The organism is Cupriavidus cauae (assembly GCF_008632125.1).
Classification (GTDB): Bacteria; Pseudomonadota; Gammaproteobacteria; order Burkholderiales; family Burkholderiaceae; genus Cupriavidus; species Cupriavidus cauae.
Genome location: NZ_VWRN01000030.1, coordinates 119,394 through 138,092 on the forward strand (window position 1 = coordinate 119,394; position 18,699 = coordinate 138,092).

Sequence of the window (18,699 nt, forward strand, 5' to 3'; positions counted from 1 at the left end):
AAGACTCAGTCGCGTCGTTCGAGCAACAGTTCGATCGGTACGTTGAGCGCATCGGCAAGGCTCTGCAACACATCGATGCTGCCGCCCCGTTTGCGGCTCTCGATCTGGCTGAGATAGGGCTTGCTCAGGCCCGCGGCGTTGGCCAGTGCATCCTGTGTCAGCCGGCGATAGTCGCGCCACGCCTTTACGGGATGGTCTCCAGCCAGTTCGGCGTCCAGTACGGCCGCCGGAACACGAAAGCCGTCGTCCTGCGACTTCGCACGGTCGAACAGGGCTACATCGTCCAGGTCCTCCATCAAATGCTTGACCCGCTCCCATACCTCGATGGGTACGACGGCAAACTCCGGCTTGCCGTCGCGCTGGATGAATTGGATCTGGGTCATTGGTATGCACCTCCGCGTGGTCTTACAGCCAGCACCACGATAACCAGCCGGCCATCCTCGATCTGATACAAGACTCGCCAGTCGCCGACGCGCAAGCGGTAGCCGTCGCGGCCTACCAGTTTCTTGACGTTGCGATTCGGCGCAAAAGGATCGGCGGCAAGCGCTTCTATCTTTGCCCGAATATTGACGGCCATGTTCGTCGGCATTGCCCTCAGCGCCTGGGCGGCCTGTTTGGTGAATTCGACGGAGTACATGGCCGCATGTTAGCGGCCAGCTAATATTGTAGCTAATAAAGTTAGCTACGGAAAGGTGACGATTCGTGTCGCCCCGACAAAGCAAAAAAAGGCCCGCATCACGCGGGCCTTCTGCTTCAAACGAACCTCAACCGGAATCGAAACCGGAATCGAAACCGGAATCGGAACCGGAACGGCTTACCCCACCCACTTCCGCGCATTGCGGAACATGCGCATCCACGGGCTGGCGCCGTCGGGGATCTGTTTCCAGGCGTCGGGGGCCCAGCTCATCGTGGCGGTGCGGAACACGCGTTCCGGGTGGGGCATCAGCACGGTGAAGCGGCCGTCGACCGTGGTCACCGAGGTGATGCCGTCCGGCGAGCCGTTCGGGTTCAGCGGGTAGGTCTGCGTCACCGCGCCGCGGTTGTCGACGAAGCGCAGCGAGACGTCGACCTTGCTCTTGTCGCCCTGCTGCGAGAAGTCGGCGTAGCCTTCGCCGTGCGCGACGACGATCGGGATGCGGCTGCCTTCCATGCCGGCGAAGAAGATCGACGGCGATTGCTGGACCTCGACCGTGACGAAGCGCGCTTCGTACTGCTCGCTCTGGTTGCGCGTGAACTTCGGCCAGGCACCGGCGCCGGGGATGATCGGCGCGAGATTGCTCATCATCTGGCAGCCGTTGCAGACGCCCAGCGCGAAGGTGTCGGTGCGGTTGAAGAAGGCCGCGAACTGCTCGGCCATCGCGCCGTTGAACAGGATGGTCTTGGCCCAGCCTTCGCCCGCGCCCAGCACGTCGCCGTAGCTGAAGCCGCCGCAGGCGACGAAGCCGACGAAGTCGTCCAGCTTCGCGCGGCCCGCGATCAGGTCGCTCATATGGACGTCGTAGGTATCGAAGCCCGCGCGGTCCATGCTGTACGCCATCTCGATCTGCGAGTTGACGCCCTGCTCGCGCAGGATCGCCACGCGCGGCCTGGCGCCGCTGGCGATGAACGGCGCGGCGATGTCCTCGGCCGGATCGAAGGTCAGGCTCGGCGTGATGCCGGGGTCGGCGGCGTCGAGCAGCAGCTCGTATTCGCTGTCGGCGCACGCGGGGTTGTCGCGCAACCGGGCGATGCGCCAGCTGACCTCGCTCCAGACCCGTTGCAGCTCGGCACGCGGAGCACCGAACACCTTCTTGGCGTCGCGGTAGATCTCGATCTGGTCGCTGCCGTTGGGCTTGCCGACCACATGGCTGCAGGCCGACAGGCCGGCCTCGCGCAGCGCGGCGAACACGGCGTCGCGATCCTCGAGCTTGACCTGAATCACCGCGCCCAGCTCTTCGGAGAACAGCGCGCGCAGCGTCTGGTCGTTGCGGCGCTCGGCGATCTGCTGGGCCCAGTTCTTGGCGTCGCCGTAGTCCTGTTCCTGCGTCGGATCGAGCGTCAGCATGTCGACGTTCAGCGACAGGCCGCAATGGCCGGCGAAGGCCATTTCGGCCAGCGTCGCCATCAGCCCGCCGTCCGAGCGGTCGTGATAGGCCAGCAGCTTGCCCTCGCGGTTCAGGCGCTGGATCGCGTGGAAGAAGTTGCGCAGATCGGCCGCGTCGTCGACATCGGGAACGCTGTCGCCGACCTGTTGGGTGACCTGCGCCAGGATGCTGCCGCCGAGGCGGTTCTTGCCGCGGCCCAGGTCGATCGCGATCAGCACGGAATCGCCCAGGTCGGTGCGCAGCTGCGGCGTCAGCGTGCGGTTGACGTCGTCGACCGCGGCGAACGCCGAGATGATCAGCGACACCGGCGCGACCACTTCCTTGGCCACGCCCGCATCGTCCCACTTGGTGCGCATCGACAGCGAATCCTTGCCGACCGGAATGCTGATGCCCAGCGCCGGGCACAGCTCCATGCCGACCGCGCGCACCGTGTCGTACAGCCTGGCGTCCTCGCCCTCGACGCCGCAGGCAGCCATCCAGTTGGCCGACAGCTTGACCTTGCCGAGGTCCTTGACCGGGGCCGCGGCCAGATTGGTCAGCGCCTCGCCGATCGCCATGCGGCCCGATGCCGGGGCGTCGATCACGGCCAGCGGGGTGCGCTCGCCCATCGTCATCGCCTCGCCGGCCTTGCCCTGGTAGTCCAGCGTGGTGACCGCGACATCGGCCACCGGCACCTGCCACGGGCCGACCATCTGGTCGCGCGCGTTCATGCCGCCGACGCTGCGGTCGCCGATCGTGATCAGGAAGGACTTGCTGGCGACGGTCGGGTGGCGCAGCACGTCACGCACCGCCTGCTCCAGCGCGATGCCGGTGACATCGACCGCCGGCAGCGATTGCTCGACGCGCTTGACGTCGCGATGCATGCGCGGCGGCTTGCCAAGCAGCACGTCCATCGGCATGTCGACCGCGTAGTGCTCCTTCAGCGCCTGATCGACGCTGGCATCGACCAGCTGCAGCTGCTTTTCCTCGGTGGCCACGCCGACCACGGCGAACGGCGAACGCTCGCGCTCGCACATCGCGGCAAAACGCGGGAAGCTGTCCGGCGCGATCGCCAGCACGTAGCGCTCCTGCGATTCGTTGCACCAGATCTCGGCCGGCGACAGGCCCGACTCTTCCAGATGGATCTGGCGCAGCTCGAAGCGCGCGCCGCGGCCGGCGCCGTCGACCACTTCGGGGAAGGCATTGGACAGGCCGCCCGCGCCCACGTCGTGGATCGACAGGATCGGGTTCTCGTCGCCGAGCTGCCAGCAGGCGTTGATCACTTCCTGCGCGCGCCGCTCCATTTCCGGGTTGCCGCGCTGGACCGAGTCGAAATCGAGGTCGGCGGTATTGGCGCCGGTCGCCATCGAGCTGGCCGCGCCGCCGCCCATGCCGATGCGCATGCCCGGGCCGCCCAGCTGGATCAGCAGCGAACCGGCCGGCAGCGGCTCCTTGTGCGTATGCGAGGCGTCGATATTGCCGATGCCGCCGGCGATCATGATCGGCTTGTGGTAGCCGCGCACGGTGCCGCCGACGTTCTGCTCGTAGACGCGGAAATAGCCGCCCAGGTTGGCGCGGCCGAATTCGTTGTTGAAGGCGGCGCCACCCAGCGGGCCTTCGATCATGATCTGCAGCGGCGAGGCGATGCGCTCAGGCTTGCCGGTCACCGCCGGCCGTTCGTCGGGATTGCGGAAGGCCAGCGGCTGGGCGGCGTCGCGCGCGTTCTCCCACGGCTCGACCGCGCCGGGCAGCATCAGGTTGGACACCGTGAAGCCGGTCAGGCCGGCCTTGGGCTTGGCGCCGCGGCCGGTCGCGCCCTCGTCGCGGATTTCGCCGCCGGCGCCGGTCGAGGCCCCGGGGAACGGCGAGATCGCGGTCGGGTGGTTATGCGTCTCGACCTTCATCAGCGTATGGGTCAGCGCCTGATGGCGGCCATACTGGTGCGCGTCGCCGCGCGGGAACCAGCGTTCCGCGACATCGCCCTCCATCACCGCCGAGTTGTCCGAATACGCGACGATCGAACCTTGCGGGTTCAGCTGGTGCGTGTTGCGGATCATCGCGAACAGCGACTTGTCCTGTTCCTCGCCGTCGATGGTCCAGGTCGCGTTGAAGATCTTGTGGCGGCAGTGTTCGCTGTTGGCCTGCGCGAACATCATCAGCTCGACGTCGGTCGGGTTGCGGCCGAGCTTCGCGTAGGCATCGACCAGATAATCGATCTCGTCCTCGGACAGCGCCAGGCCCATCGCGATGTTGGCCTCGGCCAGCGCGGCGCGTCCACCCGCCAGGTCGATGAAGCGCAGCGGCTTGGCCGGCAGTTCGTCGAACAGCCCGGCCGCGGCGTCGCGCGTGGCGACCACGGTCTCCGTCATGCGGTCGAACAGCAGCGCCGCCACGGCGTCGCGCGTCAGCGGGTCCAGCGTCTTGCGCCCGCGCAGCAGGCCCTTCTTGCAGATCACCGTGAATTCGATGCCGCGCTCGATCCGGTGCACATGCGACAGGCCGCAGTTGTGCGCGATATCGGTGGCCTTGCTGGCCCACGGGGAGATCGTGCCGAAACGCGGAATCACGACGAAGCGGTCGCCCTCGGGCTGCTCCGCGAACGGCGCGCCATAGGTCAGCAATGCGCGGATGCGGTCGGTATCGCCCTTGTCCAGCGGCTGGTCGGTGTCGACGAAGTGCAGGAACTGGCCGTGCACCGACTCGATGTCGGTGTCGATCTGTTGCAGGGCGGTGAGCAGGCGTTGCTGGCGGAAGGCCGACAGGGCCAATGCGCCGGGGAAGCACGAGAAATGCGCCATGATCTGAGCGGTCGGAGGGCGATGGAGGTGGGACTGCGGCCGGGACCCGGCCGTGGCGTCCGGCCGGACGGGCCGCAAGCCAGCCGGGCGGCGCCGGCGAAAACCGCTATTGTACCCTGCCGAGGGGGATTTCTTGCAGTGCAGTATCGGGCGGATTGGGGGGATTGGGGGATCGGCGCACCGGGGCTGCCCTCTCCCCCGGCCCCTGTCCCGCCGTGCGGGACAGGGGGAGAAAACCAGCAGACCAATCTGTCATTGTCGCAAGCCGCCCGGGGCTCCCCTTTCCCGCCTGCGGGAGAGGGGGCAGAGGGAGAGGGCAACGGCCCCCGCCCGGCCTACGCCACCCCGTATCCCCCGCCTCCCGGCGTCTCGATCACGAACACATCGCCCACGCCCATCTCCGTGCGCGCCACGTGGGGCAGCGTCTCCTCGCTGCCATCGGCGCGAATCACGCGGTTGCGGCCCGTCGCGCCCGGCTCGCCGCCCGCCATGCCGAACGGGGCATGTACCCGGTTGTTCGACAGGATCGACGCCGTCATCGGCTCGAGGAAGCGCACCTTGCGCACGCCGCCGTTGCCGCCGTGCCAGCGCCCCGTCCCGCCCGATCCGTGCCGGATCTCGTAGCTGTCCAGCCGCACCGGGAAGCGCCACTCCAGCACCTCGGGATCGGTCAGGCGCGAGTTGGTCATATGCGTCTGCACCACGTCGCAGCCGTCGAAGCCGTCCCCGGCGCCGCTGCCGCCCGAGATCGTTTCGTAGTACTGGTAGCGCGCGTTGCCGAAGGTGAAATTGTTCATCGTGCCCTGGCTCGCGGCCACCACGCCGAGCGCGCCGTACAGCGCGTTGGTGATGCACGAGGACGTTTCGACATTGCCCGACACCACCGAGGCCGGATAGCGCGGATTGAGCATCGACCCTTCCGGTATCACCACATGCAGCGGCTTCAGGCAGCCGGCGTTCAGCGGGATGTCCTGGTCGACCAGCGTGCGGAATACATACAGCACCGCGGCCATGCAGACCGCGCGCGGGGCATTGAAGTTGTTGGGCAGCTGGTCCGAGGTGCCGGTGAAATCGACCGTCGCCTCGCGGCGCTCGCGGTCCACCGTTACCCGCACGCGGATCTGCGCGCCATTGTCGAGCGGATAGGCATAGCTGCCGTCCTTGAGCGCCGTGATCACGCGCCGCACCGCTTCCTCGGCGTTGTCCTGCACATGGCCCATATAGGCGCGCACCACCGGCAGGCCGAAGTGGGCCACCATCTTGCGCAGCTCCTCGACGCCCTTCGCGTTCGCCGCGACCTGCGCCCGCAGATCGGCCATGTTCTGGTCCACGTTGCGGGCCGGGTAGCGCGCGCCGGCCAGCAGCGCGCGCATGCCCGCATCGTCGAGCACGCCGCCATCGACCAGCAGGAAGTTGTCGATCAGCACGCCCTCCTCCTCGACCACGGTCGAGTCCGGCGGCATCGAGCCCGGCGTGATGCCGCCGATATCGGCGTGATGGCCGCGCGAGCCGACGTAGAACAGCACCTCGCGGCCGTCGGCATCGAACACCGGCGTGATCACCGTCACGTCGGGCAGATGGGTGCCGCCGTTGTACGGGTCGTTCAGCACATAGACGTCACCGTCCTTCATGCGTCCGGCATTGCGCGCGATCACGGTCTTGATGCTCTCGCCCATCGAGCCCAGATGCACCGGCATATGGGGCGCGTTGGCGATCAGATTGCCTTCGGCGTCGAAGATCGCGCAGGAGAAGTCGAGCCGCTCCTTGATGTTGACCGAGTAGGCGGTGTTCTGCAGCCGCAGCCCCATCTGCTCGGCGATCGACATGAACAGGTTGTTGAAGACCTCCAGCATCACCGGATCGGCCTCGGTGCCGATTGCGCGCCGCTGCGGACGCGGCACCGCGCGCGTCAGCACCAGATGGTCGCGCTCGGTCAGCAGGGCCTGCCAGCCGGGCTCGACCACCGTGGTGGCGTTCTGCTCGGCGATGATCGCCGGACCGGCGAGGCGGTCGCCAGGACGCAGGGTATCGCGCCGGTAGAGGCCGGTCTCGTGCCAGGCGCCGCCGCTGAACATGCGCACCGTCTCGGCGGGCTGCGGCGGACCTTCCCGTGGCGCCGGCGCGGGCGGGCGCTCCTGCGGCGCCTGCGCGACGCCGACCGCCTCCACCGAGACCGCCTCGACGATCAGGCCCTTGTCGGGCATCAGGAAGGCATAGCGCTGGCGGTACGCGGCCTCGAAGCCGGCGCGCATCGCGGCGGCGTCGCCGAACGGCACCACCAGCGCCGAATCGGTACCTTCGTAGCGCAGATGGACGCGCCGCAGCACCTCGATGCGGCCGGCGTCCTCGCCCTGCTCCAGCAGCTCGTCGCGCGCCTGCTGCGCGAGCGCATCTAGCCGCTGCGCCAGCATCGGCACCGCGGCCTCGTCCAGCTTCGCCTCGATCGACAGCTCGCGCATCGCCGTGCGGTCGGCCAGGCCCATGCCGTAGGCCGACAGCACGCCGGCCAGCGGATGGACGAACACGGTCTGCATGCCCAGCGCATCGGCCACCAGGCAGGCGTGCTGCCCGCCGGCGCCGCCGAAGGTGGTCAGCGTGTAGCCGGTCACGTCGTGGCCGCGCTGCACCGAGATCTGCTTGATCGCGTTGGCCATGTTGCCGACCGCGATCTCGATGAAGCCCTCGGCGACCTGCTCCGGCGTGCGGCGGTCGCCGGTCTGCTCGGCGATTTGCGCGGCCAGGTCCTCGAAGCGCGCGACCACGGCATCGCGATCGAGCGGCGCGTCGGCGCGCGGGCCGAACACCGCCGGGAAATGCGCAGGCTGGATCTTGCCGAGCATCACGTTGCAGTCGGTCACCGCCAGCGGGCCGCCGCGGCGATAGCTGGCCGGCCCGGGATTCGCGCCGGCCGAATCGGGGCCGACGCGATAGCGGCTGCCGTCGAAATGCAGCACCGAGCCGCCGCCCGCCGCCACCGTATGGATGCTCATCATCGGCGCGCGCATGCGCACGCCGGCCACGCTGGTCTCGAACACGCGCTCGAAGTCGTTCGGGTGCCTGCCGCTGAAGTGCGACACATCGGTCGACGTGCCGCCCATATCGAAGCCGATGATGCGGTCGAAGCCGGCGCGCTGCGAGGCGCGCACCATGCCGACGATGCCGCCGGCGGGTCCCGACAGGATCGCATCCTTGCCCTGGAAACGATGCGCATCGGTCAGGCCGCCGCTGCTCTGCATGAACTGCAGGTTCACGCCCGGCATCTCGCGCTCGATCTGCTCGACATAGCGGCGCAGGATCGGCGACAGGTAGGCGTCGACCACCGTGGTGTCGCCGCGCGGCACCAGCTTCATCAGCGGCGATACCTCGTGCGACACCGAGACCTGGGCGAAACCGAGCTCGCGCGCGATCCGGGCGGCGCGGGCCTCGTGATCGGCATGGCGATAGCCGTGCATCAGCACGATCGCCACCGCGCGGATGCCGTCGGCCCGCACGCGCAGCATCTGTTCGCGCAGCGCCGCCTCGTCCAGCGGCTGTACTACCTCGCCATGCGCGCCGATGCGTTCGTCGACTTCCACCACCTCGCGATACAGCAGCTCCGGCAGCACGATGTTGAGGTCGAACAGCCGCGGCCGGTTCTGGTAGGCGATGCGCAGCGCGTCGCGATAGCCGCGCGTGATGAACAGCGCGGTGGGCTCGCCCTTGCGCTCGAGCAGCGCGTTGGTGGCCACCGTGGTGCCCATCTTCACCGCGGACACCAGGCGCGGCGTGATCGGCTCGCCCGGGGCCAGACCCAGCAGATGGCGGATGCCGGCCACCGCCGCATCGGCGTATTGCTCGGGGTTCTCGGACAGCAGCTTGTGCGTGACCACGGTGCCGTCCGGGCGCAGGCCGACGATATCGGTGAAGGTGCCGCCGCGATCGATCCAGAACTGCCAGCGTGGGTCGGGCGTGGCGGCTTGCGTTTCGGCTTGCGTTTCGGCTTGCAAAGCGGACTGCGATGCGGCGGACTGCGATGTGGCTTGCGACTCGGAATGGGACACGCGGAAGTACCTCGGAAGGAAATGAGGATCGTCGTCGGGCGTGCAGCCGCACGCGAACTCGACGCGGTGAATTCGTGCGGCGCTACAGCGACGTCGCGGAACGCGCCGCCTGCTCGTACAGCCCGGTCAGCACGCGCAACAGCCGTGCCAGTTCGCCGATCTCGGCGTTCTCCGCGCTGCCCGGGGTCATATTGCTGGTCAGGCATTGCTCGCGGATTTCCCGATATCGCGCGCACGCCTCGGTGCCTGCCGTGGTGGTGCTGTAGGTCGCCTCCTTGCCGACGCGCACGCCGGCAACCAGGCCCATGCCCTGCAGCTTCTTCAGCGAGTAGGTCACCAGATGGGTATCCTCGACGTTCAGCACGAAGCAGATGTCCGCGAGCCGCTTGGCGCGGCCGCGGTGGTTGACGTGGTGGAGCACCAGCACGTCGAGAAAGGTCAGGTCGCGTACGCCGGCCGCGCCCATGCAGCGCACCACCCAGCGGCTGTAGGCGTTGTAGGCGGTGTTCAGGCCGAACTCGAATTCGGACAGCTCGGGACTGCGCGACGACACCAGATGCGCGGACGACACGATGCCGGCGCCGGCCTGGCGCGCGACACCTTCGGCGGCCGCGGCATCGGTGGACACCACCACGGCGGAAGGCATGTCGGGAGAAGCAACATCGTCGCGGCGGCTCGGCTTTCGGGCCATGGACAGGACTCCTGCAGTGGGACAGCGGAGAACGAACGGCTTGGCGCGTCGCGGATCGCGTGGTTTGCGGATCGCGGATTCCTGATCGCGAATCTTCGATCACGGGCGCCGTCTAGGGATTTCCCGGAGGCCGCGGCGGTAATTTCAGCTTGACAGTTTATCGACAAATTATGAGCATGAGTACCCGGTAACGATGGGGATTGCGCGGCACTGGAGCGACCGCTTCCGTGCGCAATTCGCGCACGAATCCTGGGCATCCGGCGCGCCGCGCACTGTCGCGGGGCAAGCGGCAACGACATTCAGGGCGCGCGCCTGCCTGCGTCTTCACGCTTTCCCTTGTCTGCATTGTTTGCCTTATCGTTGTCTGCTTGCAGCGAACGTACGGTCTCGATGCGCATTACCGTTTCCGACTCGTTTCCGACGTTGTTCACCGCCCGATCTCACCGCCCGAGCCTGCACCCGATGACGATGCCCGCCACACTGCTTCCCGATATCGACACGCTGAACCGACTGGCTTGCGATGGCCGGCTCTCGCGCACCGCGCTGTTGCAGCAGGCGCAGGCACGTGCCAGGGAACCGGCGGCGCAGGCGGTATTGCTGCAGACCAGCTTCGATACCGCCGTCAGCGCAGCGCAGGCCGCCGATGCCGCGGCGCTCGCCGGCAAGCCGCTGCATCCGCTGGCCGGGCTGCCGGTATCGATCAAGGACCTGTTCGATATCGGCGGCGAAATCACGCGCGCCGCCTCGACGGCACGCGCCGATGCGGCGCCGGCAAGCGAAGACGCCCCGGTCGTCGCACGGCTGCGCGCGGTGGGTGCCGCGCTGGTCGGCCGCACCAACATGACCGAGTTCCCCTTCTCCGGCGTCGGCATCAACCCGCACTACGGCACGCCGGTCAATCCGCACGACGGCGCGGTGGCGCGCATCTGCGGCGGCTCGTCGTCGGGCGCCGCGGCCTCCGTGGCGCTCGGCCTCTCTGTCGCGGCGCTGGGCAGCGATACCGGCGGTTCGATCCGCATCCCGGCCGCGCTGTGCGGCCTGACCGGCTTCAAGCCTACCGCCCGGCGCGTGCCGCTGACGGGCGCCTTTCCGCTGTCCTTCTCGCTCGATACCGCCTGCGCGATGGCGCGCACAGTGGCCGACTGCGTGCTGGTCGACGGCGTGATCGCGGACCAGGCGCTGGTCCCCGTGCGCAAGGCCGCCGGCGCGCTGCGGCTGGCGGTCCCGCGCCAGCTGTTGCTCGACGATCTCGACGAGACCGTGTCGCGCGCCTTCGATCGCACGCTCGGGCGGCTGTCCGCCGCCGGCGTGCAGATCGAACATGTGGACCTGCCCGAGCTGCTGGAACTGTCGACGCTGAACGCGCAGGGCGGACTGACCGCGGCCGAAGCCTATGCGATCCACCGCGGCACGCTGGCGTCGCGGCGCGCGCTGTACGACCCGCGCGTGGCGGCCCGCATCGATCGCGGCGCCGCGATCGGCGCGGCCGACTATGTCGATCTGGTGCGCGCCCGCGCCGCCTGGAGCGCGCGCGTGATGGCGCGGCTCGAAGGCTACGACGCGCTGGCCTGCCCCACCGTGCCGGTGGTGGCGCCGCCGATCGCGCCGCTGGTCGCCGATGACGCGCTGTTTACGCGCACCAATGCGCTGCTGCTGCGCAATCCCTCGACCATCAACTTCCTCGACGGCTGCGCGATCTCGCTGCCGTGCCACCAGCCCGACGAACTGCCGGTCGGACTGATGCTGGCGCACGGCCCGATGCGCGATGCGCCGCTGCTGGGCACGGCGCTTGCATTGGAAGCCGTGCTCGCGCCGGGGCCGCAGGCCTGAGCCGGGATCCCGGACGGGGTGACGGCACGCGACAACCTGCAGGACAACCTAGTGGACGACCCAGTGGACGAGCCACCGCTGGCGGCGCAAGATCCACGCACGCGCGCGCAACGATCGAGCGCAACGATAAAGCGCACCGATCAAGCGCACCGATCAGGCGCAAAGACGACGCGCAACGACGCGGTAAAGACACAACCAGGAGAGAAATGATGCAGCGCAAGGGATTGCTGAAGTCGATGTCTGCGTGCGGGCTGCTCGCCTGCGCCTTCGCGATGGCGCCGCTGGCGCAGGCCCAGGTCAAATGGGATCTGCCGACCGGCTATCCGGCCAACAACCCGCACACGGTCAACCTGGACCAGTTCGCCAAGGAGGTCAGCGCCGCCACGCAGGGCAAGCTGGCCATCACGCTGCATCCGAACGGCTCGCTGTTCAAGGCCAACGAAATCAAGCGCGCGGTGCAGAGCAACCAGGCCCAGGCAGGCGAGGTGCTGATGTCGCTGCTGGAGAACGAGAACGCGCTGTTCGGCGTCGACGCGGTGCCCTTCCTCGCCACCGGCTTCGATGCCTCGTACAAGCTGTGGCAGGCGCAGCGCCCGGTGATCGACCGCCTGCTGGACCGCCAGGGCATCAAGCTGCTGTATGCGGTCGCGTGGCCGCCGCAGGGCATCTACGCCAAGAAGGAAATCCGCTCGGGCGCCGACATGAAGGGCCTGAAGTGGCGCGCCTACAATCCGGCCACCACGCGCATCGCGCAGGCGGTCGGCGCGCAGCCGATGACGATCCAGGCGGCCGAGCTGTCGCAGGCGCTGGCCACCGGCGTGGTCGACAGCTTCATGTCGTCGGGCGCCACCGGCGTCGACAGCAAGGTCTGGGAGAGCCTGTCGCACTTCCATACGGTGGACGCCTGGCTGCCGAAGAACATGGTGATCGTCAACAAGCGCGAGTTCGACAAGCTCGACAAGCCGTCGCAAGAGGCGCTGCTGAAGGCCGCGCAGGCGGCCGAGACCCGTGGCTGGCAGCGGATGCGCGAATACACGCAGCAATCGCTCGACACGCTGGCCAAGAACAAGATGACCATCGTCAAGCCCACGCCGCAACTGCAGGCCGACATGAAGAAGATCGGCGACGAGCTGCTGGCCGAGTGGGAAAAGAAGGCCGGACCCGAGGGCAAGGAGATCATCGCGGCGTATCGCAAGTAAGGCGAACAAGGTGGTGCCGGCCAGCCCGTGATTCCCGTCGTCCCTGCGAAGGCAGGGACGACAGCGGCTCGCGACGAGACAGCTGGTCCTCGCCCTCGCGGGGACGGCAGCATGACACCGGCGCGGCATCGCCCTCCGCTTCCTTCCCCCAGCCTTCCGGACGCATCATGACTTCCCGCTTCCAGTGGTTCTACCAGGCGCTCGGCGCGCTGGCCGCCGTCTTCATCTGCCTGACGCTACTGATCGAACTGGCCATCATCATCGGGCGCTTCGCCAATTTCCAGATCGACGGCGGCGACGCCTATGCCGGCTATTTCATGGCCGCGGGCTCCTTTCTTGCACTGGCCGCGACGCTGCGCCAGGGCGACCATATCCGCGTGACGCTGATCCTGCAGCGCCTGCACGGCAGGCCGCGTGTCTGGGTGGAGATCTTCTGCCTGGCGGTGGCCACGCTGCTGACCGCGTACTTCACCTACTACGCGGGCAAGCTCGCGTACGACTCGTACATCTATCACGACATCTCGCAGAACACCGACGCCACGCCGCTGTGGATTCCGCAGCTGTCGATGGCGGTGGGCCTGTTCGGGCTGTTCGTCGCCTTCGCCGAGGAGTTCGTCTACGTGGTGCGCACGCGCCGTCTGCCGCGCGAGGAAAGCGGCGAAATGGCGCGCACCGAGTAACGCCGACGTATCGACCGGTCAGCCCCCACAGGAACGCAACCACATGGATCTCTGGATCACCTTCTTCCTGATCGTCGCCATCTTCGCCGTGCTCGGCGCCGGCGTCTGGATCGGCATCGCGATTCTCGGCGTCGCCTGGATGGCAATGGAGCTGTTCACCAACAAGGTCGGCGGCGAATCGATGGCGCTGACCGTCTGGGGCTCGCTGTCGAGCTGGACGCTGACGGCGCTGCCCCTGTTCATCTGGATGGGCGAGATCCTGCTCAAGACCAGGCTGTCGGAGGGCATGTTCCGCGGGTTGTCGCCGTGGCTGCAGCGGCTGCCCGGCCGCCTGCTGCATGTCAACGTGATCGGCTGCACGATCTTCGCGGCGGTGTCGGGCTCGAGCGCCGCCACCTGCGCGACGATCGGCAAGATCTCGCTGCCCGAACTGGCCAAGCGCGGCTATCCCGAGTCGATGGCGATCGGCTCGCTGGCGGGCGCCGGCACGCTGGGCCTGCTGATTCCGCCGTCGATCATCATGATCGTCTATGGCGTCACCGCTGATGTGTCGATCGGCAAGCTGTTCATCGGCGGCGTGCTGCCGGGCCTGATGCTGGCGCTGCTGTTCATGGGCTACGTCGCGGTCTGGGGCTGGCGGCATCGCGATGCGATCCCGGTGCCCGAGCATCGGCTGGACCTGCATGCCAAGCTGGCCGAATCGCGCCACCTGATCCCGGTGGTGCTGCTGATCGGCGCGGTGCTCGGCTCGATCTACGCCGGCATCGCCACCGCCACCGAGGCGGCCGCGCTCGGCGTGGTCGGCGCGCTGGTGCTCGCGCTGGCGCAACGCACGCTGACGTGGGAAACGTTCCGCGATTCGCTGATGTCGGCGACGCGACTGTACTGCATGATCGCGCTGATCCTGGCCGGCTCGTCTTTCCTGACGCTGGCAATGGGCTTCATCGGACTGCCCCGCCATCTGGCCGAGTGGATCGTCGGCCTGAACCTGACGCCGTTCATGCTGATCATCGCGCTGATGGTGTTCTTCATCATCCTGGGCTGCTTCCTCGACGGCATCTCGATGGTGGTGCTGACGATGTCGGTGCTGTTGCCGACGATCCAGGCGGTCGGCATCGACCTGCTGTGGTTCGGCATCTTCGTCGTGCTGGTGGTCGAGATGGCGCAGATCACGCCGCCGGTCGGCTTCAACCTGTTCGTGCTGCAGGGGATGACCCGGCGCAATATCAGCTATATCGCCTGGGCCGCCTTCCCCTTCTTCGTGCTGATGGTGGTGGCGGTGCTGCTGATCTGGGCCTTCCCCGGCCTGGTGACCTACCTGCCCGCGCAGATGAAGATGTAGGCGCCATGCGTGCGATCGTGATCGGGGCCGGCGTGATCGGCGTGTGCTCGGCCTGGTATCTGCGCGAGGCCGGCTTCGAGGTCACCGTGCTGGACCGGCGCGCCTCTCCCGCGCAGGAGACCAGCTTCGGCAACGCCGGCGTGATCGCGCCCGGGTATGTGACACCGTGGGCCGCGCCCGGGATGCCGGCCAAGGTGCTGCGCACCCTCTTCGCCAGTACCTCGCCGGTGGTGTTCCGCCCCAGCGCCGACCCCGCGATGTGGCGCTGGATTGCGCGCTGGCTCGGCGAATGCCGGCTCGAACGCTACCGCGTCAACAAGCTGCGCATGCAGCGGCTGGCCTTCTACAGCCGCGCCTGCCTGCACCAGCTGCGCGACCAGCTGCAGATCGACTACGAGCAGTCGCAGGGCTATCTGCAGCTGTTCAGGACCGAACGCGATCTCGACATGGCCCGGCCCGCGCTGGCGCTGCTGCGCGAGAACGCGGTGCCACACCGGGTGATCGATGCCGCCGAATGCCGCCGCCTCGAGCCCGGGCTCGCTCCGGACACCGCGCTGGCCGGGGGGCTGCATCTGCCCGAGGACGAATCGGGCAATTGCCCGATGTTCACGCGCCGGCTGCGGCAATTCGCAGAGGCGGCGGGCGTGCGGTTTCAGATGGACACCACCGTGCATGGCATCGGCGCGCCGCGCGACGGCGTGCTGTCCGTCTCCGTGCGGTGCCAGGGAGGGGACTCGATCCTGCGCGCACCGCACGTCGTGGTGGCCGCCGGCGTCGCCAGTGCCGCGCTGCTGCGCCCGCTCGGCCTTCGCGTGCCGCTGTATCCGGTCAAGGGCTATTCGGCGACGGTGCCCGTCCGCGATGCCCTGCAGGCGCCGCTGGCCGCGCTGATGGACGAGTCGTACAAGGTCGCGATCACGCGCATGGGCAATCGCATTCGGCTGGCCGGCACCGCCGAGCTCGGCTCGCGCAAGCTGGATCTGCGCCAGGCCGCGGTGCGCACGCTGCTGAAGGTCGGACGCGACTGGTTCCCGGGCGCCGCCAACTACGGCGAAGCGTCGCTGTGGACCGGTGCCCGGCCGATGCTGCCGGACGGACCGCCCTTGATCGGCGCCACCGACGTGCCGGGGCTGTTCCTCAATCTCGGCCATGGCTCGACCGGCTGGGCGATGGCCTGCGGCTCGGGCAAGCTGCTCGCCGCCCAGGTGGCCGGCGCGGCGGCCGAGATCGACCTGGAAGGGCTGACGCCGGACCGCTACGGCCTCGGTCCGCGGCGATGAGCCGCTTGCGGGCAGCGCTGCGATAATGCGCCGATGACGCCCTTCTCCTCTCCCGGCGCTGCGGGGACGGCCGCTGCAGGGACGGCCGCCGATACCGCCCACGCCGCCCAAGCCACCGAAACCACCGAAACGGCCCAAGCCCCCGTGAGCGCGGATTGGCTGCGCTTCGATCCCGCCAGCGCCACGCCGGTCCCCTTGTTCGACAGCGCCGCGATCCGCCGGCTCGAACAGGCCGCCTACGCCGGCCTGTCGCCATTCACGCTGATGGCCCGCGCCGGCGCCGCGGCTGCCGCCTGGCTGAGCGCCCACGCCCCGGCCGGACCGCTGCTGTTGCTGGCCGGGCCGGGCAATAACGGCGGCGACGCGCTGGTCGCGGCCACGCACCTGCATCGGGCCGGGCGCGAGATCCAGGCTTGGCTGCTGGCCGACCCCGCGCGCCTGCCCGCCGACGCCGCGCGCGCGTGGCAGCAGGCGAACGACGCCGGCGTGCCGCTGCAGGTGCTGGTGCCCGATGCCGCCTCGCCGCAGACGGCCCCTCCCTGGCCCGCGACAGCGCCGCGTTTTGCCGCCGTGGTCGACGGCCTGTTGGGCATCGGGCTGAACCGTCCCGCCAGCGGCGCGCTGGCCGAATGGATCGCGCGCCTTGGCGCCCTGGCCGACCAGGGCGTGCCGGTGTTCGCGCTGGACGTGCCGAGCGGCCTGTCGGCCGATACCGGTGCCGGTGCGCCCGCGGTGCGCGCGACGCGCACGCTGACCTTCATCGCCGCCAAGCCCGGGCTGCTGACGCTCGACGGCCGCGACTGCGCCGGCGAGCTCGATATCGCGCCGCTCGGCCTCGGCTATCCGCCGCAGGACACGCCGGCGGCCTGGGCCAATACGCCGGCCCGCTTCGCCGCCGCGCTGCCCGGCCGGCGGCATGCCACCCACAAGGGCAGCTTCGGCACGCTGGCGGTGATCGGCGGCAGCATCGGCATGGTCGGCGCGCCGCTGCTCGGCGCCCGGGCGGCGCTGCATCTGGGCGCCGGGCGCGTGCACATCGGCTTTCTGGCCGACCCCGCGCCGCCGTTCGATCCGGTACATCCCGAACTGATGCTGCATCCGGTCGACCGGCTGCAGTTGGCCGAGATGTCGGCACTGGTCGCCGGGCCGGGCATGGGCACCGGCGAGGACGCGCGCCAATGGCTCGGGGTCGCGCTGCAGGCCGGTACGCCCACGGTGCTCGATGCCGATGCGCTGAACCTGCTGGCCACCGACGCGGCCCTGGCGGCGTTGGCCGGGGCCGGCACTGCGCCACGCGTGCTGACGCCTCATCCGCTCGAAGCGGCGCGGCTGATGGGCTGCACCGTGGCGGAGATCCAGCGCGATCGCCTCGCCGCGGCACGCGCGCTCGCCGCGCAATGGCAGGCGGTGGTCGTGCTCAAGGGCTCGGGCACCGTGATCGCCGGTCCCGGCAAGAACGCGGGCGAGCACGCGGCCACCATCAACCCGACCGGCAATGCGGGCCTGGCCACCGCCGGCACCGGCGACGTGCTGGCCGGCATGATCGGCGCGCTGCTGGCACAGGGCATGGCGGCCGAGTCCGCGGCGCTGGCCGCGGTCTGGCTGCATGGCCGTGCCGCCGATCGCCTGGTGGCGGGCGGCGAAGGCCCCGCCGGGCTGACCGCCGGCGAATTGCCCCGCGCCGCGCGGTACGAACTGAACGCGCTGGTCATGCCGGGTGCGCGGCAATGAGCGGCGCGATCCCGATACAGGGCGCGGCGCCGAGCCGCCGGCAACTGTTGACCGGCATCGCGCTGCTGGTGCTGGGCCAATGGATCCTGACGCTGCTCGATGCCACCGGCAAGACGCTGACCCAGCAGGGCCTGCCGATCATGGCGGTCGCGTGGGTGCGCTACGTCGGCCATGTGGTCGCCATCTTCCTGCTGCTCGGCCCGGCGCGCTTCCGGGCACAGGTCCGCACCGGCCAGCCACGGCTGCAATGGATGCGCGGCGGCCTGATGCTGGCCTCGACGCTGGTGTTCTTCTCGGTGCTGAAGCTGATGCCGCTGGCGACGGCCACCGCGCTGAACTTCTGCGCGCCACTGTTCGTCGTCGCGCTGTCGCCATGGCTGCTCGGCGAACGCCCGGGCCGCCACGCCCGCCTGATGCGCTGGAGCGGCGTGCTGATCGGCTTTGCCGGCATGCTGGTGGTGGTGCGCCCCGGCGGCGAGCTGACGCCCGGCGGCGTGGCGCTGGGCCTGACCTCGGCACTGCTGTTCGCGCTGCTGCAGATGCTGACGCGGCGCATGGCGGCCCACGATGCGCCGATGACCACGCTGATCTGGAGCGGCATCACCGGCGCCGCGCTGACCACGCTGCTGGTGCCCTTCTTCTGGTTCACCGCGATGCCGACGCCGCTGCAATGCGCGCTGCTGCTGTCGGCGGGCATCACCGGTTCGCTCGGCCACTACTTCGTGATCCGCGCCTTCCAGTACGCCGACGCATCGTTCCTGAGTCCCTTCCTCTATCTGCAGATCATCTCGGCCACCACGGTCGGCTTCCTCGCCTTCGGCCAGCTGCCGGACTGGACCACGGCGCTGGGCATCGCGGTGATCTGCGCCGGCGGCGTCTGGGTCGCGGGCGGCGAATCGGCATTGCGGCTGGTGGCCAGGAGCCTCGGCGGAACGCGCTGATTGCGGCGTTGTCTGACAGTGTTCGCGGAATGTGCACGCTATACTCGGCACGTTCCGCGTCGTCTGCGCTCGTTTTTTTGCGCTCGTTCGGCGCTCGTGATCCG

At 69.0% G+C, this 18,699-nt stretch carries 12 protein-coding genes; 7 read left to right on the forward strand and 5 right to left on the reverse strand.

The genetic code is table 11. From position 1 onward, the window contains the following. Positions 1-5: 5 nt before the first annotated feature. The 5 genes from F1599_RS10520 to F1599_RS10540 form a co-directional block, all read right to left on the reverse strand. The gene (locus F1599_RS10520; RefSeq protein WP_150083032.1) at positions 6-383 is read right to left on the reverse strand and encodes a helix-turn-helix domain-containing protein; all 378 of its coding nucleotides are present in this window, start codon (positions 381-383) and stop codon (positions 6-8) included. Further along, positions 380-637, reverse strand: coding sequence for a type II toxin-antitoxin system RelE family toxin (locus F1599_RS10525; protein WP_149318848.1), 258 nt, complete (start codon positions 635-637; stop codon positions 380-382). The genes F1599_RS10520 and F1599_RS10525 overlap by 4 nt, the downstream gene beginning before the upstream one ends. A gap of 177 nt (positions 638-814) precedes the next feature. Then, positions 815-4,861 (reverse strand): phosphoribosylformylglycinamidine synthase, encoded by a 4,047-nt coding sequence (gene purL, locus F1599_RS10530; protein WP_150083034.1) that lies wholly within the window; start codon positions 4,859-4,861, stop codon positions 815-817. A 335-nt stretch (positions 4,862-5,196) separates the two neighbouring features. Then, positions 5,197-8,847, reverse strand: a complete 3,651-nt coding sequence (locus F1599_RS10535; RefSeq protein ID WP_150083036.1) for a hydantoinase B/oxoprolinase family protein — start codon at positions 8,845-8,847, stop codon at positions 5,197-5,199. A gap of 136 nt (positions 8,848-8,983) precedes the next feature. Then, positions 8,984-9,592 carry a winged helix DNA-binding protein gene (locus tag F1599_RS10540; protein WP_149318850.1) on the reverse strand — a complete coding sequence of 203 codons (609 nt, stop codon included), beginning with the start codon at positions 9,590-9,592 and terminating at the stop codon, positions 8,984-8,986. Between the two features lie 468 nt (positions 9,593-10,060). Here F1599_RS10540 and F1599_RS10545 point away from each other — a divergent pair, with 468 nt between their 5' ends. From F1599_RS10545 to F1599_RS10575, 7 genes are all read left to right on the forward strand, one after another. Continuing rightward, on the forward strand, positions 10,061-11,422 hold the full coding sequence (locus F1599_RS10545) for an amidase (protein WP_150083038.1): 1,362 nt from the start codon (positions 10,061-10,063) through the stop codon (positions 11,420-11,422). A gap of 209 nt (positions 11,423-11,631) precedes the next feature. Next, positions 11,632-12,621: a TRAP transporter substrate-binding protein gene (locus F1599_RS10550; RefSeq protein WP_149318946.1), complete on the forward strand. Its 990-nt coding sequence runs from the start codon at positions 11,632-11,634 to the stop codon at positions 12,619-12,621. A 167-nt stretch (positions 12,622-12,788) separates the two neighbouring features. Then, entirely contained in the window at positions 12,789-13,301 is a 513-nt protein-coding gene (locus tag F1599_RS10555; protein WP_149318852.1) for a TRAP transporter small permease, read from the forward strand. A gap of 43 nt (positions 13,302-13,344) precedes the next feature. Then, entirely contained in the window at positions 13,345-14,643 is a 1,299-nt protein-coding gene (locus F1599_RS10560; protein WP_149318853.1) for a TRAP transporter large permease, read from the forward strand. A gap of 5 nt (positions 14,644-14,648) precedes the next feature. Next, on the forward strand, positions 14,649-15,923 hold the full coding sequence (locus F1599_RS10565; protein WP_150083040.1) for a D-amino acid dehydrogenase: 1,275 nt from the start codon (positions 14,649-14,651) through the stop codon (positions 15,921-15,923). A gap of 33 nt (positions 15,924-15,956) precedes the next feature. Further along, positions 15,957-17,654, forward strand: coding sequence for an NAD(P)H-hydrate dehydratase (locus F1599_RS10570; RefSeq protein WP_150083042.1), 1,698 nt, complete (start codon positions 15,957-15,959; stop codon positions 17,652-17,654). After that, positions 17,651-18,595, forward strand: coding sequence for a DMT family transporter (locus tag F1599_RS10575; RefSeq protein ID WP_149318856.1), 945 nt, complete (start codon positions 17,651-17,653; stop codon positions 18,593-18,595). The genes F1599_RS10570 and F1599_RS10575 overlap by 4 nt, the downstream gene beginning before the upstream one ends. The last annotated feature ends 104 nt before the right edge of the window (positions 18,596-18,699 follow it).